This is a genomic window from Chitinophaga tropicalis (assembly GCF_009758205.1).
In the GTDB taxonomy this organism is placed as follows: Bacteria; Bacteroidota; Bacteroidia; order Chitinophagales; family Chitinophagaceae; genus Chitinophaga; species Chitinophaga tropicalis.
This window is the reverse complement of sequence record NZ_WRXN01000005.1, coordinates 423,150-447,199: the sequence shown is the minus strand read 5'-3', so window position 1 is coordinate 447,199 and position 24,050 is coordinate 423,150. Positions and strand designations below refer to the sequence as shown.

Here is a 24,050-nt window from a genome sequence, read left to right as displayed (position 1 = left end):
CATTAATGAATATGCAATTAGAACTCCATGATATACAGGGAACTGTTTTAAGGAACCGGCCTATGCCTTACTTCGGGTCTTATGTGCTTTTCAGTATTGAAAATGCTGCCGCGGCAAGAACGTTGATCGAAAGGCTTATTCCGCATGTTACCTCGGCCGCTGATTGGGACTCTCCAAAAGAGAACGCCTGGATTAATATCGTGTTCACTTATGAAGGACTTAGGCGGTTGGGGATACCGGAAGCCTTCCTTGACCAGTTCCCTGTTGAGTTCAAAATGGGTATGGCGGCAAGGAAAAAAATATTGGGTGATATCGGCAGAAGTGATCCGGCATATTGGGATCTGCCGCATGGTAATACAGGATTTCATGTCGGATTACTGGTGATGGCAGGCAGTGAGCAATTAAAAGAGAAGAAGCTTAAGATCGGGCATAATGCCATAGCAGAATTGCCCGGTATCACCCTTATTGCCCGGTTGGATGTTGGGGTACCACCGAACCTGCGGGAACATTTCGGATATGCCGACGGCTTTAGCAGGCCATTTATAGCAGGCCAGGGTGGTGAACCACTGCCAGGACAAGGTGAACCGGCCAAAGCCGGTGAATTTATCCTGGGTTATGAAAACGAATTGGGTAAGATAGCTGCCGGACCCGGTCCGGAGATATTCTGGAAGAACGGCACTTATATATCCATCCGCAAGATCAAACAGGACGTAATGGCTTTCCGGAAATTTCTGACTGAGCAGGCAGGATCCAAAGAAGGGCAGGAACGCGTGGCTGCGAAAATAATGGGCCGCTGGCGCAGCGGATGCCCGCTGGCATTGTCGCCGGACAAAGACGATCCAACACTGGTAGCTGACCCGATGCGAAACAATGCTTTTGCCTATTACCAGGATGACCTTGATGGGAAAATAACCCCTCCCGGATGCCATATCAGGCGGGTTAATCCCCGTGATGGTCTTAAAGATAGCATCGTGGATGCCCGTTTACACAGGCTATTACGCAGGGGGGCTGCTTATGGCCCCATGCTGCCTGAAGATGCAACCGAAGATGACGGTATTGAAAGAGGTATTATTATTTCGTTTATCAACGCAAATCCCGCAAGGCAGTTTGAGTTTGTACAATCGCAATGGGTCAACGATGGTGATTTTATTTCAGAAGGTTCCCGTACCGATCCTATCGTGGGGCGAAGGGATATCAAAGATGACTATGCTTATCCGGATAAGCCGGTGAGGAAAAGAATAAAAGGCCTGCCTGACTTTACTGCAACGCGGGGTGGTGAACATACTTTTCTACCCGGTATCAGCGCACTAAAATGGATGGTGTCACAAGGCTGGAACCCGTGAATGCATCTCTTTTCATTCATAATCAAGGCGTAACAGGATCACCACATTTTACAATTGGGGCGTTGCCTTTTTTACCCGCGACCAGGCATTTAGAATGATTATCCGCCCATCAAAACCGATCAGGAATTATTCATCAATAAATCAGCAATAGCATGAAATCACAGGGTAAGATTATTGTTGTAACAGGAGGAGCCAGCGGCATTGGGCTGGCCATGGCCAAAAGATTTATTGCAGAGGGAGCCACTGTTATCATTTCTGATATCAATGAAAAAGCGCTGATAGAAAAGGCACAGGAAACAGGTGCAACGCCTATTGCCGCCAACGTTTCAAAAGAAGAGGATGTCAGATCCCTTGTTGAAAAGGCGACCGGGCTCTTTGGCCGGATCGACGTATTCGTTTCTAACGCTGGTGTAGCAAGGTTTGGCGATGTGGATGCCAGCGAAGAACAATGGGATTTCTCCTGGCATGTAAATGTAATGTCGCAGGTATATGCGGCCAAATATGTATTACCTCAAATGCTTGAAAGAGGCGAGGGGTACCTCATTAATACAGCATCCGCTGCCGGGCTGCTCGTAGAGTTCCACTCCGTGCTTTACAGTACCACCAAACATGCATCCATCGGGCTTGCAGAGTGGCTGGCTGCTACCTACAGGGACAGGGGCATCAGGGTGAGTGTAGTGTGTCCCGGGCCCGTACGCACACCAATGGCAGCGGGTGTAGCAGCTATGCAGGAAGACGCGCTGGAACCGGAAGAACTGGTAGATATGGTGATAAAAGCAATGGACAAGGAAATATTCATGGTTTCTTCTCACGAAAAGATCTGGAAGTTGTACCAGGTGAAGGGCCAGGACTATGAGAAATATATGAACCTACTGGTGGAGCGGAGGGCTTATAAGCTTGGATTGGATGAAAAACAGCAACCCGCCTGATCATGAGGAAATTTTTCGTCATTTACGGTCTGCTGTTGCTTATGAGATCTCCCTTAAGGGCACAGGATAGTATAATCGTCAAACCTGTGACACTGGCTCAGCTGTTTGAGCTGGTGGAAGCGGGCAGCGAACGGATCATGATCTCAAAAACCAATGTGGCACTGGCGCGGCAAAAAACTGAAATAGCAGGCCTTTACCGCTTGCCACAGCTATCTTCGGATTTCACATATGGCTATATCAGCAATGCGGATATCTGGACACCCTCTTTTTCGGAACACCAGAAAGGGCATATTCCGCATCAGTTTACACAATTCTCCGTACTTGCGGCCCAGCTGATCTTTAAAGGAGGGGAAGTGAATGGAGAGATTGTTAAAGCAGGCCTGGAAGCGCAGGTGGCAGGGCTGGCCCTTGAAAAAAATATGGAAGACATCCGCTTTCTTGCAGCAGGCTATTACCTTGATATGCTCCGCGCCTGTAACCAGCGCAAAGTTTACAAAAATAATATCGGCCTGGCAAAAGCAAGACTTGCCAATATCCTGGTACTGCAAAAACAGGGTATGGTAACTGAAAATGATGTATTGCGTAACCGCCTCATTATCTCAGAACTTGAACTGAACGAGCGAAAAGTGGCCAATAATGTGGTGATCCTGAACAGGCAGCTTGGATTACTGACCGGCATGTCAGATAGCGTGCAGTTTCTGCCCGATTCCAGCGTGCTTGAAAAAAACGCGGAAGACCTGTTGCTTACCAGCTCACTGGAGATAGCGCAGCAGCAAAATCATGAGCTGAAGATAGCAGGGATCGAAAAACAGATCGCGCAGACCAATCTGAAGCTGACCAAAGCAGAAAAATATCCGGAGATCGCGGTCTTCGCCGGCAGTAATTTTCAACGCCCATTCCTGAATACCATTCCCGCTGTTGATATTTTTTATAATGTCTGGCAGGCAGGCGTTAGTGTCAAATACAATATCTCTTCCCTTTACCAGACCCGCAGAAAACTAAAAGCAGGCGATATCGCCCTGCATTTGTCTGAACAAAAGGTAATGCTGGAAAAACAGGAGGTTGAGCTCGGGGTAAAGACAACACATGTCAAATATGACGAGGCCCGGGATGAGCTGGGAACATTTCAACGGGACCTGGTTTCCGCTCAGGAAAATTACCGCATCACAGAGAAAAAATACCTTAACCAACTGGCGTTGCTGACTGACCTGGTGGATGCTTCCAATACCAAGATCGAGGCGGAACTTAGGGTCGTTGGCGCCCGGATCAATGTCGTTTATGCCTACCTGCGTGTTTTGAGGGCAATAGGCACGCTTTGAAAATTCACTAAATATGAACGAGCAAAAACGCGGCAGTAAAAGCCGCAAAATCGTGATGATCACCGTAAACGTTTTATTGGTCATGGGGTTGATCGTAGCTATCATATGGGGTATCAGCACCTACCTGGACCTTGACCGGGATCTGTATACCAATGATGCGCAGGTAGAACAATATATTAATCCCGTAAATGCAAGAATACCCGGGTATCTCAGGGAAGTGCGGTTTGAAGAACACCAAAGGGTGAGGAAAGGCGATACACTGGTAATAATAGAAGATGCTGAGTATAAAATACAGGTAGAGCAGGCCGAAGCGGCCTGGCTGTCTGCGCTGGCAGCTAAAAAAGTAAGCGCTTCCGCTGTAAACACCGTGTCCAGCAATCTTACGGTTTCTGATGCCAATATCAATGCTTCCAGGGCCAGGCTTTGGAACGCATCGCAGAACTTCCGGCGCTATGAAAATCTTCTGAAAGAAGGAGCTGCCACACAGCAGCAGTTCGACCAGGTAAAAACGGAGTTCGAATCGTTGCAGGCGCAAACGGCGGCGCTGGTGGAACAGCGCAGGACCGTAGGCCTTTCTACCAGCGAAACGTCCCGCCGCGTTGAAGTGAATGAAGCGGAGATCAAACGGACACACGCGGCGCTTCAACTGGCGAGGCTCAATCTTTCGTATACCGTTATTACCGCACCATATGATGGGGTAACAGGCAGGCGCAATATACAGGAAGGGCAGCTGGTGCAGCCGGGCCAAAACCTGTTGTCCCTGGTCAGGAATGGTAATAAATGGGTGGTGGCCAATTACCGCGAAACACAGTTAACCGGTTTGCACATCGGACAGCACATGAAGCTCAAAGTAGATGGTTTAGGTGGCAGGGAATTGAATGGACGGATTATCGCCATCTCTGAAGCAACCGGGTCAAAATATTCGGCCGTACCGGTCGATAATTCCACAGGCAACTTTGTTAAAGTCCAGCAGCGTGTACCCGTTAAAATAGAGATCCTGCCGGAACAAAACCGTTTGGAGGTTATAGCAAAACTGCTTGCTGGAATGAACGTTGAAGTAACGGTGGCGGGCAACAAATAAAAACCTGGATTTTATGGAGCTTAAAGATCTGTTTTATAAATGGGTGCCTGTTTATATCAAGCTCCCTGTGCTGTTTATCCTCATTTTTGCCATCCTGGTTTCCAATGGAATTTTTTTAGGTAACAGCAATGAAGCATTCAGCAGCCTGGGTGAGTATAGCGAACCATTTACCGAAGCATATAATGCTATGTATATTGGGATGGGGCTTGGGCTGATGATAGAGATGCGGTTAAAATTGCGCTTTACCAATAAAACATTACTGTTATGGGGGCTTGGCGTAATGTTGTTGATGAACGTGGTGTGCGCCACCACTTCCAATACCACCCTGATGGTAGTTGCCTGTTTTGTGACCGGCATGATCAAAATGTCTGCAATGGTAGAGGTTTACGTGATCTGGATGTTTATCTGGAGCAAAAAAGGAGATACGGCAAGGCTATATCCGTTTATTTATTTTACTGCCCTGGCCGGCCTGTATTTTGTGACCTGGGCAACTACTAAGCTTGCCTATTACTTTAACTGGCGTTATGCTTATCTCATTATATGCTGTCTCCTGTTACTGTGCATCGTGTTAAGTATTGTACTGGTGGAAAACCACCGGTTGAAAAAAACATTGCCACTGTACCGGGTAGACTGGTCAGGGCTGGTATTGCTTGCCACAGCGCTGATGGCATTTAATCATTTTGTAGTATGGGGGAAAGTGGAGGACTGGCTGCACTCAGGCAGGATGAAGCTTACGCTTTGCCTGTCTCTGATAGCCCTGGCGCTTTTCCTGCTGCGGCAGCTGCATACCAGGCGCCCATTGGTAGATCTGCATTTATTCACCAAGAGAAGTTTTCAGGTGGGCCTGTTTTATTTCTTTGTGATGGGCATTTTTTTCCCAGCTACGCTTCAGTCGGCTTTTTCGGTAAGTATATTGCAATACGAAGCCCATACGAATGCAGCGCTGAATCTTTACCTCATACCCGGAGTGCTGGTAGGTGCTGTCTGCTGTTTTGTATGGTATTACCGCGGATATGACCAGCGGGTGCTGATCTTTTTGGGGTTCAGTGGTTTTGTGCTTTATCACGTCATCATGTATAACAGCTTTGGCCTCCGGTTTACCCGGGAAGATTTTGTGGCGCCTTCGCTGATCAAAGGGTTCTCCACTGCACTGATCTATATTGCCGTAGGGCTTTATACCACCAGGGGATTTGACCTTAAAAACGTGATTGTGGCGGCGGGTGTAATGATCCTTGTGCGCTCTTTTCTAAGCAGTGCAGTTTTTACGGCGATCTACAACGATGTTTTGTATAAGCAGCGCATCCGTCATTTCAATTTATTGGCGGCACATTTGGATACCGGTGCCGATATTATCCGTCAGCAGGGCGGCGCAATGAGCGTTTTTGGAGATTTGCAACGCCAGGCGATCCTCGCGGCATCAAAGGAAATAACTGGTCAGATCATAATAGCCGGCATCGTATTTTTAATTGTACTGATAGCTGCCTGTATCTACGAGCAATTAAAGGGGGGGCTCAAAGCGAGATCTTAATCAAACAATTCTTTTGGGATGCCTTAAGTGCCTGCGCAAGTGTTTCCGCAGGCACATTGTTTTTTGAGACAGGTTATATCTGTCAGAGCCTAATCCCTCCCGCCAATGTATCGTATTGAGGTACCCGGGACATATTCGTTACTTCAAAGTCTTTCAAATGTTCAACATTAGGGCCCATTAGATAAAGCCGGTCATAGTGGAAAACTCTCGAAAGGATCCCGGTCGTGTCTGCTGAATTCATAAGTTAAAATTACCATACCACTATTGGGCGATCCATTGCCAAAACCCATATTTATTGGTATATAACCGCTTTGTGAATAAAAGTTAGTCAGTTGTAATTCATGACATGCGGGTGTTGATATCCTGATCAGATACAGGATATGTATATTTTAATGAATGTGATGTATAAATCAATGTTTTTGTCAATCTTTATAGCGCGCTATGCTACAAGTTCAGACCTTTGCATACAGAGCAGATCATCGCATGAAATATCACCATCCAAAGCGCCGGCTAATATTGCTGCTTATGCTGTTTGTGGGAGCTTCTTTAACCGTACCACAAGCTTGCCTGGGCCAGCATATCGATGGAGAGACTATCCCCGAACTATACAGGCAGCTTGCGTCCTGTAAGAAAGACGAGGAACGTCTGACTTTATGGCTTGTATTGGGTAAACGTTACCTGCTTAAAATAGGAACGGTCAGATCGGACATTGACAGTGCAAAATATTATTCGGGTCATTCTAAAGCCATCGCTATGCAATTGGGCCTGGATTCTATTGCGGGCGAAGCAGATATCCTTTTGCTCAAAGCCTACCTGGAGATCAATGACCAAAGATCTGCTGCAGCGTTGCTTCACCACCCGGCAAGATCTGTCACGGACATCCGGGTGCTGCTATTGACCGGTGAAAATTATATGTATCGCCACGGTGTTGGAAAAACCGACTATGACAGTACCCGTTATATGTTTTCAGAAGCGCTGCGGCTTAGCAGGGAATTAAGATCTGTTCGTTGGGAAGCAGAAGCGCTGCGTTTCCAGGCGAAGTACTTTTTTGAATTACGCGATCTGGAAAAAGGACGGCAACTGTTTGAACAGGCAATTGAGCTGATTGCCGGAACAGGCAATAAATACCTCCAGGGGATTTTCTGGATAGATTATGGCTATAACATTCCTGATACTGACAGCACTTTTGATGAGAAGATCCGCTATATCTCTAAATCTGTTGAACTCTTTCATGAAGCCGGCAAGGCTGACCGGGAAATTTGGGCGGTCAGGACCCGTGCTGAGGTTTTTCGCAGGCAGGGCAAGCTGGATACCGCGGCTGCTGAATTGATCCGCGCTGTTGAAATGCAAAAAAGGGCTGGTTATAAGAACTTTCACGAAAGCTACCAGCCGCTTACGGAAATATACATGTTCAAAGGGGATTATGATAACGCGCTGATGTTTGCATTAAGTGCTGTGAAAAGCATGGAACAAACGGGAGATACAAGCTATGCGGCTTATATCTATGAACGCCTGGGAGACATCTACAGTGAAATAGGAGAGCCGTCCCAGAGCGTCAGTTGGTACACACGGGCGTCGGATGCCTTTGAAAGGGCTGCTGATAAGGAACCGGTGATACGTATCAAGTGCCATACCGCAATACAGCTTGTAGTATTACAAAAAGCAGGGGAGGCGCTGGACCTGCTGTTACGCGCAAAGGCAGCCTATCAGCCATTGATACCTGTTCACAGGCAGATATTTGCAAGAGCAATGGGTGAATGTTATGAGGCCCTGGGGCAGTACGAACAGGCTGCCAGGTATTTTCATCAGATGATGGACCTGGAACGCACCGTTCACCTGGGCAATCAGATCTCTGCCGGTGCTTACTACGCTTTCGGGAGATTTAATTTTGAAACGGGCGCTTTGCAAAAAGCCGCAGCTTATTTAGACACGGCACTGCACTTTTCACCCGGACGGGTACCACTTGTTAACCTTAAGGACATTCACCTGATGCTTTTTAAAATAGATTCCCTGGGTGGGGATTTTAATGCCGCAATTAGCCACCTGCAGGCATTTCAGCAGATCAAAGACCGGATATTCAATGAAAAAAAGATCCGCCAGTTCAATGAGCTGATGCTCAGGTATGAAGCGGAGAAAAATAAAAAAGATATTGCTTCCTTACAGAATATTGCCAGCCACCAGCAGCGTGAATTGCGGCAGGCGGGACAGATCAGGCAATTTATTCTTATAACAAGTTTTCTGCTGCTGCTGCTCCTGGTGCTTGCCTATAGCCGTTATAGGAGCAAGCAACGTCACAATTTGGTTTTAAGATCAAAGCAGGCGGAGATCTCGCTCAAAAATCAGTCATTGGAAAAAATGGTCAAAGAAAAGGAGTGGCTGGTCAGGGAGGTCCATCATCGCGTAAAAAACAATCTGCAGATTATTATCAGCCTGCTGGAGACGCAGTACGGCTACCTGGAGCATGAACATGCGATCAGGGCGATCCGTGAAAGCACCGGAAGAATGCAGGCGATTTCACTATTGCACCAGAAATTGTACCAGCCGGGTAATTCGGCAACCATAGACATGGAATTGTATGTGCGCGAGCTGGTCAGCTACCTGCGGGAAAGTTATGCATGTGATACCCTGATACAAGCAGACATCCAGGTATCATCTGTAAGGCTGGATATTAGTCAGGCTGTACCGGTTGGCATGATCATCCATGAAGCGGTTTCCAATGCTATTAAATACGCCCTGCCCGGCAACAGCTGCTGCCGGGTAAAGATTAGTCTGAAAGAACTGCCTGGTGATGTAATGAAACTTGTCATCAGGGATAATGGCCCCGGCTTACCTGAAGGGCTTGATTTTGGCGCTTCATCATCCCTGGGGATCCGGTTGATCAGGACATTTACGGAACAACTTGAAGGCAGTTTTACGGTCACCAATGATCATGGTTTAAAACTCCTGATCCGGTTTCAAAAAACAAGATAGGCGGTTTATGGCCTCAATGCTAAACAATCAGCACTTATGCAGTACAAAATATTAATCGTCGAAGACGAGCTGGTAGTTGCGGGTAATCTGCGTATGACGCTGGAAAAAAATGGCTATTATGTCAGCGGCGTGGCAAGGTCCGTGTTCCAGGCGGAGCAACTGCTGTCTGCAAACAGGCCTGATATGGTGATGATAGATATCTATCTCAAGGGCAACCTGACGGGAATTGACCTGGCCATTACACTAAATGAACAGGGAATACCCTTTGTATATATATCCGCCAATTCAAGCAGGGATATTCTTGAAGCTGCAAAAGCCACTGGCCCTTACGGGTTTATTGTAAAACCTTTCCGCGAGAAAGATGTACTGATAGCCCTTGACATTGCTTTTTACCGGCGTGATGCGAAGCAATACCGGCCCAAGGGGTTTTCAATTTCAGGAACAGGACAAACCTGGGAAGAGGAGAAGAACACCACAATAAAAAGCCCTGCGATGATAAAGGTGATGGAGCTTGTAAATGCGGTATGTAAGAGTGATACATCCGTGCTCCTGCTGGGCGAAAGTGGCACCGGAAAAGAATTTCTCGCTGATTACATTTACAGCAGGTCGGCACGTAAGGATGGCCCCTTTATTAAAGTGAACTGCGGAGCTATACCCGCGCAACTCATAGAGCAGGAACTTTTTGGGAGCGAAAAGGGGGCCTTTACAGACGCATTTGAACGGAAAACAGGAAAGTTTGAACAGGCGCAAGGCGGCACACTTTTCCTGGACGAAGTTGCCGAAATGCCCGTAGATGCCCAGGCAAAGCTGTTAAGGGTCTTACAGGAAAAAGAGCTTTACCGGCTTGGGGGTAAGGATCCCGTGTGCCTGAATGTACGCATAATTGCGGCCACTAACCGCATCCTGGAAGAGGAAATTGCCGAGGGCAGGTTCAGACTGGATCTATATTACCGTTTGCAGGTTTTTCCTGTTACAATCCCCCCTTTGCGCGAACGAAAAGAGGATATACCTGTCCTGGCTGAAGATTTCGTCCGTTATTATGCTGATACAATGGGCAAAAAGGTAAGCTTATCTGAGCATGCGGTTCAATTGCTGACCGGTTACAGCTGGCCTGGTAATATCAGGGAATTGCAGAACATTATTGAAAGGCATGTGGTGCTGGCTGGTGGAGCTTTGATCGATGAGATATTGCTTCCCCGGACTGAACTGGAAATAGCTCCCCTGCCCGTAGCGCAAAAGCCCTGGAAAACACTGGAGGACCTGGAGAAGGATCATATTGTTGAAGTACTTGCATGGTGTAATTACCGTATTTCCGGCCCGGACGGAGCCGCTGCGATCCTTGGTGTCTCACCTGCAGTACTGACCGCAAAAATTAAAAAAATGGGCATTGTCAAACAACATACGGGAACATAAAGCGCTGCACCTGCGTAGCGATAACATTGGGTAATACTACCAAAATCTGTAAATTGGCGCTTATGGCAATAGATGTACATCTTTGGGCCATCAGAAGGCTGATAGCACAAGTGAAAGATCGGCAACACCTGCAGCAAATTCTAGATCTTCATGTTGGTCAGCTTATCCCCTTCGATCAGATGGCTGTTTTTAAATGCTCCCGCGACGGAAAAACGCTCAACTTATATATCAGCAGTCCTCAGCCTGAAAAGGCTGACAGAACTTTTCCGGATTATTCCAATCGGTTCGGGAAAGTCCTCGTATCAGGCCAGCCAGCAGTCGTTGCCGCCAATGCGCTGGAAGCCGGCATAAGGGAAACATGGAATGCTGTTTTTGGCCGGCCGGATCCGGAAGCATATGGTGAATTTATGATCTGCCGGCTGGATATAGAAGAGAAAGAACCTGCCCTGATGTTGTTGTACAACAACAATACGGGCTGTTTTAATACAATAGCGGCCGGTATGCCGGATGAATTAACCTCCCTCATAACGATGGCCATGCTCAATATCAGCACTGCTGAACAAATGCAGGCAAGGGAAAGAGAGAAAGAAATGCTCTTGTCTATCAGCAATGAAATGGCGCTGATCCGTGACAAAGCAGAATTGCTCGCAGTGATCAACACTCAGCTGCGCAAACTGCTCTATTTTACGCATTCGAGTATTTCCGTTATTCATGAAGAGGAAGGAACCTTTTCTGCTTTTCTGCTGGACCCCGCTTCCAGGTCAAGGTCGCACCCCGACTATCAATCAATGATTGCTACAAGGTACCCGGTTAGCGGACCTTTCCAGGAAGTACTTGCGTCTGATGACCCGACGGTCTTTAACCTTGAAAAGCTGGTGCCCGGAGGAAATATGCCCTTTTACATAACCATCCACTATGAAGCTGGCATCAAAGAGCTGGCGGCAATTCCCCTTCACGGAGACAAGGGGATATTTGGCGTGCTCACCTTTCTTTCGGACAGGGCAGGGGCATTTGATGAAAATCATCTGCAGATCATCAAGGCAGTGGCCAGCCAGGTCTCCATTGCCATAGCCAATATTTTTGCGGGAGAGCATCTGCGGCGCAGGGAATACGAAAAAGAAACGCTGCTGGCTGTCAGTTATAAGATGGCAAGGATCAGGGATAAGAACCAGTTATTAACCCTGATCAATTCCGAATTAAAAAAGCTGTTTTATTTTACCCACAGCAGTATCTCTGCCATTGATGAAAACGGTGAAACTTTTACGGTGTACCTGACGGATCCGGAGTCAAAATCAAAAACACACGTCGCCTACCAGGAGCTGGTAAACACGGTTTACCCGGTCAGGGACGGCGTTTTTGAAAAATTTATTGAGCGGGAAACCCCTACCGTTTCAGATTATGAGGAAGTCATGAAAATGACATCAGTACCCCAATATGCACGTATTCATTACGAGGCAGGTTTGAAAGAAGCGGTTTCCACACCCTTGTTGAGCGAGAAAGGCGTTTGGGGTGTGCTGCATTTTTATTCAGACAGAAAACATATGTTTACGCAGGATGATATTTCCATTATTAACGGGATTGCCTATCAGGTGTCTATTGCAGTATCGAATATTCTGGCGCTGGAAGGGCTCCGGAAACGCGAAAAGGAAAAGTCCCTGCTGTTGTCCTTCAGCCATGATATCGCTGCTGTGAAAGACAAGGATACCCTGGCGGCTGCTATTAAACGCTATCTTAAAGAATTGTTCCTGATCAAGGAGTATATTATTTCTGTGAGAAATGAAGATGAGCTGACCCATAGCTATTTCCTGTATGATCTTGCTTCCAATTACGTAACCGATCCCGGATTTGAGCGGATCAGGAATAACAGGTGGCCCATTAAAGGCGGCCTGGCAGAAGCCGTTTTTGAGGCGGACAGCCCCGTTGTATTTGTTATAAACAAGGTATTGGCAGAGGGGCGTATTTCTTTTCCGGGAGCAGCCTTCTGGAAATCAATTGGTGTGGAAGAAATTTTGGGAGTGCCACTGAAAGTAGGCGCAAATAAAATTGGTATTCTGTGGACGCATCCCGACCAGGTCAATGACGAGCTGATACTGGGGATCTCTTCCCAGATCGCTATTGCGATTGCCAATATTATGGGCAACGAAAAAATAGCGTCCCAGTTTAATGAGATCAATAGCTATAAGCAACAGCTTGAACAGGAAAATAGGTACCTACAAGAGGAGATCGTTACCGCATATAACTATTCGGAGCTGGTGGGCCAATGCCAGAGTATGCAGCGTGTTTACCAGTTAATTTCCCAGGTTGCTGCGCAAAATACCAGCGTACTTATTTTGGGAGAGACGGGAACGGGTAAGGAGCTGGTGGCCCGCGCCATCCATAACCATTCCCCAAGAAAGGATAAACTCATGGTAAAGGTCAATTGTGCTGCCTTGCCGGCAAACCTTGTGGAAAGTGAACTTTTTGGACATGAGCGGGGCAGTTTTACAGGAGCCTTTGAAAGACGCATCGGGAAATTTGAGCTGGCAAATAACAGCACCCTTTTTTTAGATGAAATTGGTGAACTTTCCCTGGAGCTGCAGGCAAAACTGCTGCGTGCGATCCAGGAAAAAGAGATTGAAAGAGTTGGTGGACGTTCCGTGATCAAGGTTAATGTGCGCATTATTTCAGCCACGAACAGAAACCTGGAAAACGAAGTTAGGATGGGCAGGTTTAGAAGCGATCTGTATTACCGGTTAAATGTTTTCCCGGTGGAACTGCCGGCTTTAAGAGATCGTAAAGAGGATATTCCGGCACTTGTTGCTCACTTTATCAGCCGCTATGCAAAGTCAACGGGTAAAACTGTGACAGGAGTTACCGCAGGTGCGATGAAACAAATGACCAATTATGACTGGCCGGGAAATGTCCGGGAATTAGAGCACTTGCTGGAGCGTAGTATATTGCTAAGTAAAGAAACCACCATACGGCATATAGATCTTCCGTCGCGGGAACGCCGTACAGCGGAAAGATCAGATGAGATCAGGTCACTGGAAGCAATGGAAAAAGATATCATATTGCGGGCATTAAAGCAATGTAATGGCAAGGTGCAGGGGCCTGGCAGTGCTGCAGAATTGCTTAGCCTGCCGGCAACCACCCTGCACTCAAAAATGAAAAAGCTGGGTATCAAACGAAAGCTTTTAAACTTTTAGAAAGATCAGCATCTTTATCAGTTGAACATGGCCATTGACGATTCCTGAAATCAGTAAAATTCATGCCGGTAATATTTTTAAAGAACTTGCTGAAATGGGAAAGATCTTCAAAGCCTAATGTATAGGCTACCTCTTTCAGGGTCTTGGTGCCTTTCTCGGCATGTTGTTTTGCTTCGTGCACAATGCGCTGCTGGATATGGTGCCTGGCGGAATGGCCGGTCACTATACGTACTTTGGTGCTAAGGTAATTGGGGCTGATGCATAACTTATTGGCATAATCACTTACCTTCTTCATGGTAACAAAATTGGAGTGGATCATGCCTAAGAACCGGGTGACCAGATCCACATCGGCCGAAGAGCCGCTTGCTTCAGTGATTAATTGAATTTTTTTGGTCAGATTAGCAAGGAATACTTTCAGCAAGGCTTCAAGCACTTCACGCCGGAAAGTTGAAATACCCAGACATTCCACCTGCATAAGCATCAACAAGTGTTCTATTTCCTGGTACGAGTCATCGGTAATGGTTAACTGGTTAATGGCCATAGGGCTGAACATTCCAGGTGTCATCAGAATATATAATTCTGCATTTAAACGGTTGAAAATGCCGGAGGAAAATTCGATGGCCGTTCCCCTGGCGCATAGGTCGTTAAGATATGTGATCTGACCAGGATATAAAAAATAAACAGTTCGTGCTTTAATCTCTACCCCTCCGTTACTGTGCTCAATTTTTCCATGCCCTTCATGTAAATAAACAATGAAAAAATGGTTAGATCTCCCATCTGAAAGTGACACAGGCATATCGCCCGGATTTTTCATCAACTGGTGGACATCTAAAAACAAAGTGTTCATTGTATCGTTTACAGGTAGCATATAATTGGTATTTATGTCCTGTACTTAGCAATAGCTCTGCCATTATTAATAAATTGATAACCAGTAAATTGAAGTTTTTTTTCTTTTCTTATTGCAACGATATAAAGTTGTTTTTATTCAGTTCAACGATATATAGAGGATGGCGGCTTAGACTCGTGTTGCGTTGATGACGGTTATTAGTGTTGCCTCAATGCTTGCACTTAAATCGAACCAATTGGCGTTGATTATCAGTAAGCTGGTTTAAACAATAGGTTTTAAACGCAATTTTTAAACTCACACAGTTCTTTAAATAGTGCTAATGATATAAATAAAAGCGCCGGAGAGAGAGTAATCTCCGGCGTTTGTTATTAGATGTCCGCTGGCGGATTTATTATTCTATTCGCTATTATGATGTCATTACATCGACTACTATTTTTTCGTCGCAGACCAGACTTATTACCTCATTTAGCTTGAAGAAATTACTTTCGTCCGGATGTACCTTCAGTTTGTAATTTTCGCTGGAAAAAAATGTATTGAAATCTTCCATTGAAGAGAAATAGATATCTGTGATAGCATCGTATTGAGGCGCCGGAAAACCGTCTATTTCGGTCGGGTGGGAGACTACATATTTTTTAACGTACTTTTGAGATTCAGGAATGGACATAAATAATGGCGCATGATGTTGGCGATGATAGTGAACGAATTCTTCTCTACTCATCTCATTAGTCCGGTGAATTAGAAATGTGAATTTCAGCATGTTTTTTTATTTTAAATGCAAAGCTATTTTTAAGCTGACCAACAGTCAACACCGGACAATTTTATGCGGGTATTTTTACTAACACCTCTTTCACCTAATTTTATAACCTCATGTATAAGAAGAAAACACCCATTCAAATAAATTGCGGTCTACATTTCTTTAAAGAATTATTGAATGGAAAATGGAAGTTGATGCTTATTTATTATGTTTCCCAGGGATTTCACCGGCCCAGTGAATTACAACAAAAGATACAAAATGGTGATCGCAGGGTACTTGATAAGCAGTTAGGGGAACTGGTGAATCATGGTTTTATGGAAAAACAGGTATACAATACAAAGGTGCCTAAGGTTGAATATAACTTGACTCAATTAGGTAATGACTTAGTTCCGCTTATTATAGATATGGAAAAATGGGGAGAGGAGCACAGAGAGGATCTTGAAAAAGGATTGAAGAACGATCCTAAGTTCATGAATGTTTTATAAAAGATGCTTGGCGTATTGTTATGGATCGAACCAGTATGTAATTAATAATAAAAAACAGTGTTGTCCGACTAAACTAAAAGAGTAGCGCACAAAAAAGGGGGCAAAGCCCCCAATAGTTTATAAGTTTGGGTTACCACACTCAAAACTATAAACTTGGATAAAGATAGAAAATTTACCGGACAGCCGGTATTATCTCAAATATTATCGGTGATACCAGCGAAGCTGATACGGGACGCAGCTCAAAAGCATCATAGCAATCGTTACTATAAAAAGCTCCCTCTTCGCGTACACCTGGTAAGTTTGTTGTATGGCGTATTCAGCTACTGTAATGGCTTGCGGGAGCTGTGTGAAGGGCTGCTGGCCTGTGAAGGGAAGCTGTCACATCTGGGATTCGACAAGGCTCCAGCCAGAAGTACCCTTTCGGATGCAAACAGTAGTAGAAGCTATTGGGTATTTGCAACAATTTATCAGCAGTTACTAGAGAAGTACCATGGATTTATCTCGGACAGCCGGTTAAAGGGATTAAGCATAAGTAATCTCAAGATCATTGACAGCAGTACCATAAGCTTATTCGGAGATATTCTGCGTGGAGTAGGTCGTCCCAGATTGGACGGAGCAAGGCGTAAAGGTGGAATCAAAGTACATGCTATGATGGATGCTTTTAGTGGAGTTACCAAGTTTGTGCGTATGACACCAGCCAAAGTACATGACCGGCAGTTCCTACTAAGGCTGAAGTTACCCAAGGAAAGCTTTATCATATTTGATAAGGCCTACAATGATTATCGGCAGTTCCATTCATGGAGTAATCAGCAAGTTTGGTTTGTATCCAGGATGAAAGAAAACGCGGTGTTTCATGTTTGTAAGGTATTGTCGGACAAAACAAAGAAGAAGAAAAGTAAAGGAGTACTTAAAGATCAGCTCATAACGGTCGGTTACAAGCAGGAAAAGGAAGAGATAAGGCTGCGTATGCGCAGAATTTCTTACAAAGCAGACGATGGACGAATATATGTGTTTATAACAAACAATCTCAAGATCAGTGCCAGTGAGGTTGCCCGCATTTATAAATACAGATGGATGATAGAACTGTTATTTAAACAGATAAAGCAAAACTTCCCATTGAGATATTTTTGGGGAGATAGCCAAAATGCTATTAAAGTCCAGATCTATTGTGTTTTAATAGCTCAGCTACTGATGGTGGTTTTGAGAAAGAAATCTGAAACGAAAAAGTCGTTTGCTAATATGATAACGGTAATCCGGTTACATTTAATGAGCTATGTAGAGTTGTTAAGTTTTCTAAAAGATACTTATCTGGCATGGCGAAAAGTAAACAATCCGGTGTTGAGTTCCGCTTAGAGGAGGAGCTATATACTGTATTTATTGACTAAAAATCGGATGTAATCCCGTACCGGTATGGACTACATCCGAATAAGTGCGTTTTTTACCGGACAACAATGTTTATAATCATTTTACAGTATTATGTGATTAAAATAATCGTTTTACATCAATTTTTGCTTTTAATAATCGTTTTACAGTGTTAATTATTAACTTTACTGTAAACTTTGACTATATGAATTTAAACCCAGTAGGGAGTCGATGGCTGAAAGAAAAGTTTAATATATCTGAATTTGTATTGACTCATTGTTCTTACATTGGAAGTAATGATTCTATAGAAGTGACTAACAAGGGCAATATTGAGCAGGTATATAGCCGAAAATATGCACCTCATGAAGATTCTCCAATGTCTCATCTTGAATTTTCATTAAAGTATGATGATTTGAGTCTTCCTTTTTTGAGGAGGGTGTTTGGAAATATTGCAATTGAAGATGTTGAAAGATTTATTGAGCTATCGCCTTCAGGCAAATATTCCAGAAGAATAGGTTTTTTATTTGAGTTTTTGACTGGGAAGCAGTTGTCGATAAGGAAGCCCATAAGCGGGAATTACGTAGACCTACTGGACGATGATAAGTATGTTACTGGAAATATAGTAAAGAATACGCGATGGCGTATTAATGATAATCTTTTAGGTACTGTTTCATATTGCCCTATAATAAGGAAAACCAATAGGCTCAAAGAACTATTAAAACAGGATATAACAGCAAAGCTGGAACAATTAAAAACTGACTTTTCGCCAGCAGTATTTCAAAGGGCTATTAATTATTTATATAATAAAGAGACCAGATCTTCCTATGAAATAGAAAAAGAGCAACCAACACCAGATAGGATGGAAAAGTTTGTGGCATTACTAACGCAGGCTGGAGTTGAGGAAACAAGTACAATACTTGATGAGCAGCGATTGACACAATTACAAAATGCTATTGTCGATAGTCGGTTCGCAGCTAAAGGATTTAGAGATTTTCAGAATTATATTGGACAATCCCTGCCAGGATACCTCGATCTGATTCATTATATATGTCCGCCACCTGTTTTTGTTAAGTCGATGATGGATGGACTTGCAGCCGTTGCAAATAAAACAATTGGTGTGTCGTCTGAAATAAGAGCAGCAGTTATTTCCTTTGGTTTTGTTTTTATTCACCCTTTTGAAGATGGAAATGGCAGGATACATCGATTTTTGATCCATGATGTATTGGTGCATGATGGGTCTGTACCTAAAGGTCTGATTATACCAGTATCAGCCCATATGGTAAATAATATTCGGGATTATGATACTATACTCGAACGTTATTCCAAACCTTTGATGCAATTCATTAAATACACTAAAAACAATGAAGGAGGAATTGAAGTACTAAATCCGGAAGAAGTGGAAAGCTATTATCGATTCCCTGATTTGACTGAGCAAAGTATTTATCTTGCAGAAACTATTCACGCTACGTTAAAAGAGGATATGCCTGAAGAATTACTTTTCATACAACGGTATGATGAGGTAAAGCGTGCACTTCAGTATATTGTAGATATGCCTGACCGGAATATAAATTTGATGATTTTATTCTTGCATCAGAATAAGGGGATATTTCCCAAACGGCGAAGGGAACAGTTTTCAAAATTAACAGATAAGGAGGTTGAAGAAATGGAAATTGTGTATCGTAAGATATTTGAGATAGCATAATAAAATAATCAGAATGGCCATTATTATTCATGCAGTGCAAAAATTGTTGAACACTTCAAGGCTGAAAGCTGGACAATATATTTCAGCTGGTGATGAGGGGCAGCTATTACATAGCTGGTATGCGAAATTGATAAGTACTGGTTTTACCGGGAAGTCCTTGGTTATGTATGTTCATGAGCCTTCATTATTAAGTGTTGTTTGCCGGGGGAAGACTATAGGAGGAACCTGGGATGAATTTAATAAGCGATTACCTGCCGTGTTATCAAAAGTAGGATTTAATGAGGACCTAATCCAGTTTGAAGTAAGTCATGCGATAAACTATATTGTAGCAAAAACAAGTAGTAGGTCAATGATTTCCTATATGAATCAAATGACACTAGTATTAGAATGGCATGATTACCCTTCTTTTGAGGCTATTTCATTGGACGAAATGGAAGATCAGTTAATAGATTATTTGTATAGCACGAAGAATAAAAAGGATGGTTACACCAAACCGGGAGAATATTGGCGTGAATTTTTTGATGGGAGGCAGGGGTAGTGAAAAGCTAATGATAATATGCAAGAAATTGAAAAATTAGTTATTGTTTGCTTACGGAGATATCTTTAAACATAAAAATCCAAACATATAGCCTCCTTCATGCGTAAAAATCTGCCACATGTAATAAAATGAGAAAGCCTTACAAATCAATGACTTGTAAGACGTTAGTGCCCAAAACTGGATTCGAACCAGCACACCCTTACAAGCGCTGCGACCTGAACACAGTGCGTCTACCAATTTCGCCATCTGGGCCTCCAAGGCTGCAAACCTTCACATCTTTTCACTCCCCCCCAAAAAACAACCCCACCGGAAACTTCCCAAAACCAATCTGACTGACCTCTTCCCCTGTAAAAACATTCTTCCACTCTACGGGCGCATCTAACGGCAATGACACTGTGAAGGCGGTGTCGCGGAACCCTGGCAGGGGGACTACGACGACTACCCACAAGTGCCTATGTACCCTGGCATATGCTATGACGTCGGGGGTACTGACCTGCAAGGGAAGGTAGTCTCCTTGTAAGAAGATTTGGGGGTGGGTGCGTCGGAAAGTTAGCGCCTTCCAGGTGACGAACAACTTCTCCATGCCTAATGATCTGTTTTCGGTGATATAGGCCAGGACTGTACCCTGTTTCTCCTGCTGGATGAGTGAGGAGAGGTACTGTTTCCGGAGAGTATAGTTTACTGGTCGGCGGTTATCGGGGTCTACGTAGCTGTAATCCCATAGTTCACATCCCTGGTAGATGTCGGGAATGCCCGGTGCTGTGATTTTGATGAGCGCCTGTGCGAGGGAGGCAATGAAGGCGTGCTGATTAAGCTGACCTATAAAAGGCAGCATTTCTTCAAAAGGCGCCTGCTGTATAAAGTTGGTACAAGCCTCTTCATACTCTGTATCCGGTGCTGACCAGGAGGAATTGACCTTACCCTCCCGCAGGGCTTTCACCATATATTGCTGCAGCCGTTCTACGAATTCAGGCGTAACGACGCCATCTGCAGGAAAACCGGCGATGATGGAAAGATAGATGAAGTACTCGTCATTCGGATCGATGTTCGGCTCTCTCCGCTGGGACACGAGCTCTTTCCACTGATCAGGAAACAACGAAAGCATATTCAGCCGCAACCGTCCATCTTCCCCTCGCTTGGTATCATGCGTCGATGTGGTATTCAGCGATTCCGGCGTATACTGCTGACGGGCGGCAAGCCGCTGATGAAAATTAACTGTAGAAACAGGGCTATCACCCACTTCATTATGGGATAATAAGGCATTATAAACATAAAAAGTAGTGTCCTCCACGCCCTTCGCTGTCAGCGGACCAGTAAACTGCATCAGCCGACGAAGGAAAAGCTGTCGGTCTTCTTCCCAGAAAGACTCCAGCAGCATGATCTCTTCCTCCGCTTCCCGGTTCATGGAACGCATACGGGCAAAGGTGGTACGCAGTATCTCATCTGAAGAAGGGTAGAGGCGGTACACAGGCAGGCATATCATAAAGAGCGCCAATGCTTCTTTCAGCAACTCCCGGTTGATACGGGCGTCTGCCAGCTTAAGCGTATAGATGTAGCGCACCAGGTTGTCCAGCTCGCCGGACATATAACGCTCCAGTATATACCGTTTCTTCTCATATACAATATCCTGGTAACTTCCCGATGAAGGCAACATGGAATGGTAGAACTTCACCAGCTGCTCTTCGCCCTTTTTACTCGTCAGCAGGTGATTGGTAAAAGAAAGGAACTCATATCCGCTGGACCCCTGTATCGCCCAGCTGGAAGGAAGCGACTCCTGGTTCTCAAGTATCTTTTCAGCAATGATATAACAGTTGCTGCCAAAAAGCCTGCGCAGCTGATCTATATATCCCTCCGGATCATACAGCCCGTCAATATGATCTATCCGCAACCCCTGTATCAGCTCTTCCCGGTACAGGCTATGCACCAGCTTATGATACTCCTCAAATACCGCCGGTAGCTCCATCCGCACGGCTATCAGCTCATTAACAGTAAAGAACCGGCGGTAGTTGATCTTATGATCTGCCGTCCGCCAGCTGCATAGATGATAATACTGCTGCTGCAGGATGTTGGAAAGCAGCTGCTTATCACTGTTAACCTTCTCAATAAATCCCGGCAATAACGGATGCTGTGCAATCAGCCTTTGTTTAACACGGTCCCATACTTTCAGGGGAATGCCTGTCATGGCCTGCTGATAAAGCTCATCCAGCAACCGTTGTATAGGCAGCGCGTCGCTGGAAGTAATGGCGCTCTGCAATACATCATAAGCTGAGATAGACAACGGAAAGGAGGTGTCAAAATACTGAACTGCCAACCCCTGATCAGTAACCGCCAGCCTGATCTCCCCAACTTCTATACAGGCCTCGGCAGATTGTCCCAGGAAGGGTGTCATCAGCTTGCCCGCCAGCTCAGAATCCGGATGCTGCCAGTCTATATCAAAGTACTCATAATACGGAGAGAGTGGTCCCCGTTCCATCACATCATACAGCCTGGCATTAGACGGATGAAATGCCATATGATTAGGAACAATATCCTGCAGCCAGGTCATATTATGCTCCTGTAACCAGCTACGGATAGCCCGCAACTCTTCTATACTGCCAATAGCAGGATTAATGCTATGCGGATCAGTTACATCATACCCGTGCATACTGCCGGGAGCAGATTTGAAGATAGGCGACGCATATATAGTAGATATACCCAGGGTATGAAGATATTCAAGAATATCCTGCAGATCGGCAAAAGTAAAGCCTGCATGTAACTGCAAGCGGTAAGTCGCAATAGGTGTATCAAGCGGTTTCATAAACAATAGCTGAAAGTGGTTGTAATGATATACTGCTGCCGGCAGTAACTTCAGAGAGTGCCGTTTCACCAGGGCCATTCCAGGAAACAGAAGCAGAATCAAATTTTTTAAGGAGTGTGGTATGATCTGTATGCTGATATATAACCGGTTTATCGCTGAAGTTAAATAGGAGCAATACCGTACCCCCACGTTGTACTATCAGCAACTCTTCAACAGTGCTCACCTGCACACTTTCCCTGGCAGTATTTTTCATAGCTGCCCGTGTACGGCGAAAATCGATCAGAAACCGGTAAAGCTCCATGATCACAACAGAAATATCCCAGCTCAGCACAGAATTATTGAACGTACTCTCTGCCTGCGGCTCCGGCACTTCTCCTTCCCATGCAAAAGAGGCAAATTCTGCCTTACGTCCCTTACTTACGGCTTCTATCAGCATCGGGTCACTATGGTCTGTAAAGTATTGGAACGGATTCTTCTCTCCATATTCCTCTCCCATAAATAAAAGCGGCACATGGGGCGATAACAATATCACTGCCGCAGCCAGCTTCTGCGCCTCAAACGTTATCAGGGTAGAAAGCCGCTCACCCAGCATCCTGTTACCTACCTGGTCATGATTCTGCGCAAAAACAACGAACTGGTGATAGTCGTGCTGACGCGGAGATATACCGAAATACCTTTTACGGGATGAAGAATACTGCCCCGTAAACACATATGAATCCCGGAACGACTTCGCCAGCGGCTCCAGTCCCCCAAAGTCTGCATAATACCCGTTCCTTTCTCCTGTCAAAAGACTATGCAACGCATGATGAAACTCATCTATCCACTGCGCATGCAGGCCATAACCATTTTTCTCACGTGTAGTGATGTACCGCGGACTATTATAATCCACCTCACCAATAAGTATTTTCTGTTTCGGAAGATGGTCCACTGCTGCTGAAAGCTCCTCAAGGAAATGCCGGGCCCCGCAATCCCAGATAGCATGAACAGCGTCAAGCCTTAATCCATCTATATGAAACTCCTCCAGCCACATAAGGGCATTCTGAATAAAATATGCTCTCACACCATCACACCACGCATCATCAAAATTGATGGCAGTCCCCCACGGAGTTCGGAACTTATCAGTAAACCACGGGCCATATTGTGAAAAGTAATTGCCCTCCGGCCCCAGGTGATTATACACAACGTCCAGTATCACAGCAATACCATGCTGATGCGCAGCATCCACAAGATCTTTCAGCCCTTCCACACCACCATAGGAATACTGCACCGCAAAAGGATACACTCCATCATAGCCCCAGTTACGTGTACCGGGAAACTGTGCCACGGGTAAAAGCTCAATAGCATTAATACCTATTGAACGCAGATGCCCCAGCCGGGATATCATTCCCTTGAAATTACCCTGTTGAGTGAATGTCCCGGTATGCAACTCATAGATCACCATCTCCGCCAGCGGGATCCCCTTCCAGTTTTTATCATTCCATTTATAACGGGTATCAACCACAACCGACGGACCATGCACCCCCTCCGGCTGATACCGCGATGCCGGGTCCGGCAGCAGAAAATCATCATCCAGCAGATATTTATATTGTAAGCCGGGAAGAACATCAGGTACACTGACATGCCAGTAGCCCAGCTCATCCTTTATCATGGGATACTCTTTTTGCCACGGTTTAATAACAGATAATTTAACATCTTCACGGAAAGGCGCCCATACACTGAATTTACAGGAACCATTATCCTGTAAAGCGGCCCCTGCAAAAGGATAATTGTTCATATCCGGAAAAACAGAAAATAATA

16 protein-coding genes and 1 tRNA gene are annotated in these 24,050 nt (G+C 45.1%); 12 read left to right on the top strand and 5 right to left on the bottom strand.

The annotated features are described in order from the left end of the window. Nucleotides 1-11: 11 nt before the first annotated feature. The 8 genes from GO493_RS14280 to GO493_RS14245 all read left to right on the top strand — a co-directional run bounded on the left by GO493_RS14280 (nt 12) and on the right by GO493_RS14245 (nt 13,768). Nucleotides 12-1,343, top strand: a complete 1,332-nt coding sequence (locus GO493_RS14280; protein ID WP_157306879.1) for a Dyp-type peroxidase — start codon at nt 12-14, stop codon at nt 1,341-1,343. 152 nt (nt 1,344-1,495) lie between these two features. Further along, nucleotides 1,496-2,272: an SDR family oxidoreductase gene (locus GO493_RS14275; protein WP_157306878.1), complete on the top strand. Its 777-nt coding sequence runs from the start codon at nt 1,496-1,498 to the stop codon at nt 2,270-2,272. Nucleotides 2,273-2,274: 2 nt separating this feature from the next. Then, nucleotides 2,275-3,591: a TolC family protein gene (locus GO493_RS14270; protein ID WP_157306877.1), complete on the top strand. Its 1,317-nt coding sequence runs from the start codon at nt 2,275-2,277 to the stop codon at nt 3,589-3,591. Nucleotides 3,592-3,604: 13 nt separating this feature from the next. Beyond that, the gene (locus GO493_RS14265; protein WP_157306876.1) at nt 3,605-4,672 is read left to right on the top strand and encodes an HlyD family secretion protein; all 1,068 of its coding nucleotides are present in this window, start codon (nt 3,605-3,607) and stop codon (nt 4,670-4,672) included. 13 nt (nt 4,673-4,685) lie between these two features. Beyond that, nucleotides 4,686-6,200, top strand: a complete 1,515-nt coding sequence (locus GO493_RS14260) for an efflux MFS transporter permease (protein WP_157306875.1) — start codon at nt 4,686-4,688, stop codon at nt 6,198-6,200. A 441-nt stretch (nt 6,201-6,641) separates the two neighbouring features. Next, nucleotides 6,642-9,170: a tetratricopeptide repeat-containing sensor histidine kinase gene (locus GO493_RS14255; protein ID WP_157306874.1), complete on the top strand. Its 2,529-nt coding sequence runs from the start codon at nt 6,642-6,644 to the stop codon at nt 9,168-9,170. Nucleotides 9,171-9,206: 36 nt separating this feature from the next. Further along, the gene (locus tag GO493_RS14250; RefSeq protein ID WP_157306873.1) at nt 9,207-10,583 is read left to right on the top strand and encodes a sigma-54-dependent transcriptional regulator; all 1,377 of its coding nucleotides are present in this window, start codon (nt 9,207-9,209) and stop codon (nt 10,581-10,583) included. A 62-nt stretch (nt 10,584-10,645) separates the two neighbouring features. Next, nucleotides 10,646-13,768, top strand: coding sequence for a sigma-54-dependent Fis family transcriptional regulator (locus GO493_RS14245; RefSeq protein WP_157306872.1), 3,123 nt, complete (start codon nt 10,646-10,648; stop codon nt 13,766-13,768). Here GO493_RS14245 and GO493_RS14240 read toward each other — a convergent pair. Next, nucleotides 13,743-14,636, bottom strand: a complete 894-nt coding sequence (locus GO493_RS14240) for an AraC family transcriptional regulator (protein ID WP_157306871.1) — start codon at nt 14,634-14,636, stop codon at nt 13,743-13,745. The genes GO493_RS14245 and GO493_RS14240 overlap by 26 nt on opposite strands. A gap of 385 nt (nt 14,637-15,021) precedes the next feature. Then, nucleotides 15,022-15,372 carry an EthD domain-containing protein gene (locus GO493_RS14235; protein WP_157306870.1) on the bottom strand — a complete coding sequence of 117 codons (351 nt, stop codon included), beginning with the start codon at nt 15,370-15,372 and terminating at the stop codon, nt 15,022-15,024. 110 nt (nt 15,373-15,482) lie between these two features. Between GO493_RS14235 and GO493_RS14230 the strand changes: the two genes are divergently transcribed. The 4 genes from GO493_RS14230 to GO493_RS14215 all read left to right on the top strand — a co-directional run bounded on the left by GO493_RS14230 (nt 15,483) and on the right by GO493_RS14215 (nt 19,456). Next, nucleotides 15,483-15,854 (top strand): winged helix-turn-helix transcriptional regulator, encoded by a 372-nt coding sequence (locus GO493_RS14230; RefSeq protein WP_157306869.1) that lies wholly within the window; start codon nt 15,483-15,485, stop codon nt 15,852-15,854. A 153-nt stretch (nt 15,855-16,007) separates the two neighbouring features. Then, the gene (locus GO493_RS14225) at nt 16,008-17,207 is read left to right on the top strand and encodes an IS4 family transposase (protein ID WP_157306868.1); all 1,200 of its coding nucleotides are present in this window, start codon (nt 16,008-16,010) and stop codon (nt 17,205-17,207) included. Between the two features lie 214 nt (nt 17,208-17,421). Next, nucleotides 17,422-18,918: a Fic family protein gene (locus tag GO493_RS14220; protein WP_157306867.1), complete on the top strand. Its 1,497-nt coding sequence runs from the start codon at nt 17,422-17,424 to the stop codon at nt 18,916-18,918. A gap of 13 nt (nt 18,919-18,931) precedes the next feature. Then, a complete protein-coding gene (locus GO493_RS14215; protein ID WP_157306866.1) occupies nt 18,932-19,456 on the top strand; it encodes a DUF6933 domain-containing protein in 525 nt (174 codons plus the stop codon). A 168-nt stretch (nt 19,457-19,624) separates the two neighbouring features. Here the strand turns inward: GO493_RS14215 and GO493_RS14210 are convergent. The 3 genes from GO493_RS14210 to treZ form a co-directional block, all read right to left on the bottom strand. Next, nucleotides 19,625-19,708: transfer RNA gene (locus GO493_RS14210), tRNA-Leu, on the bottom strand. 28 nt (nt 19,709-19,736) lie between these two features. After that, nucleotides 19,737-22,253 carry a malto-oligosyltrehalose synthase gene (gene treY, locus GO493_RS14205; RefSeq protein ID WP_157306865.1) on the bottom strand — a complete coding sequence of 839 codons (2,517 nt, stop codon included), beginning with the start codon at nt 22,251-22,253 and terminating at the stop codon, nt 19,737-19,739. After that, nucleotides 22,240-24,027 (bottom strand): malto-oligosyltrehalose trehalohydrolase, encoded by a 1,788-nt coding sequence (gene treZ, locus GO493_RS14200; protein WP_157306864.1) that lies wholly within the window; start codon nt 24,025-24,027, stop codon nt 22,240-22,242. Before treZ ends, treY begins: the two co-directional genes overlap by 14 nt. Nucleotides 24,028-24,050 lie beyond the last annotated feature (23 nt).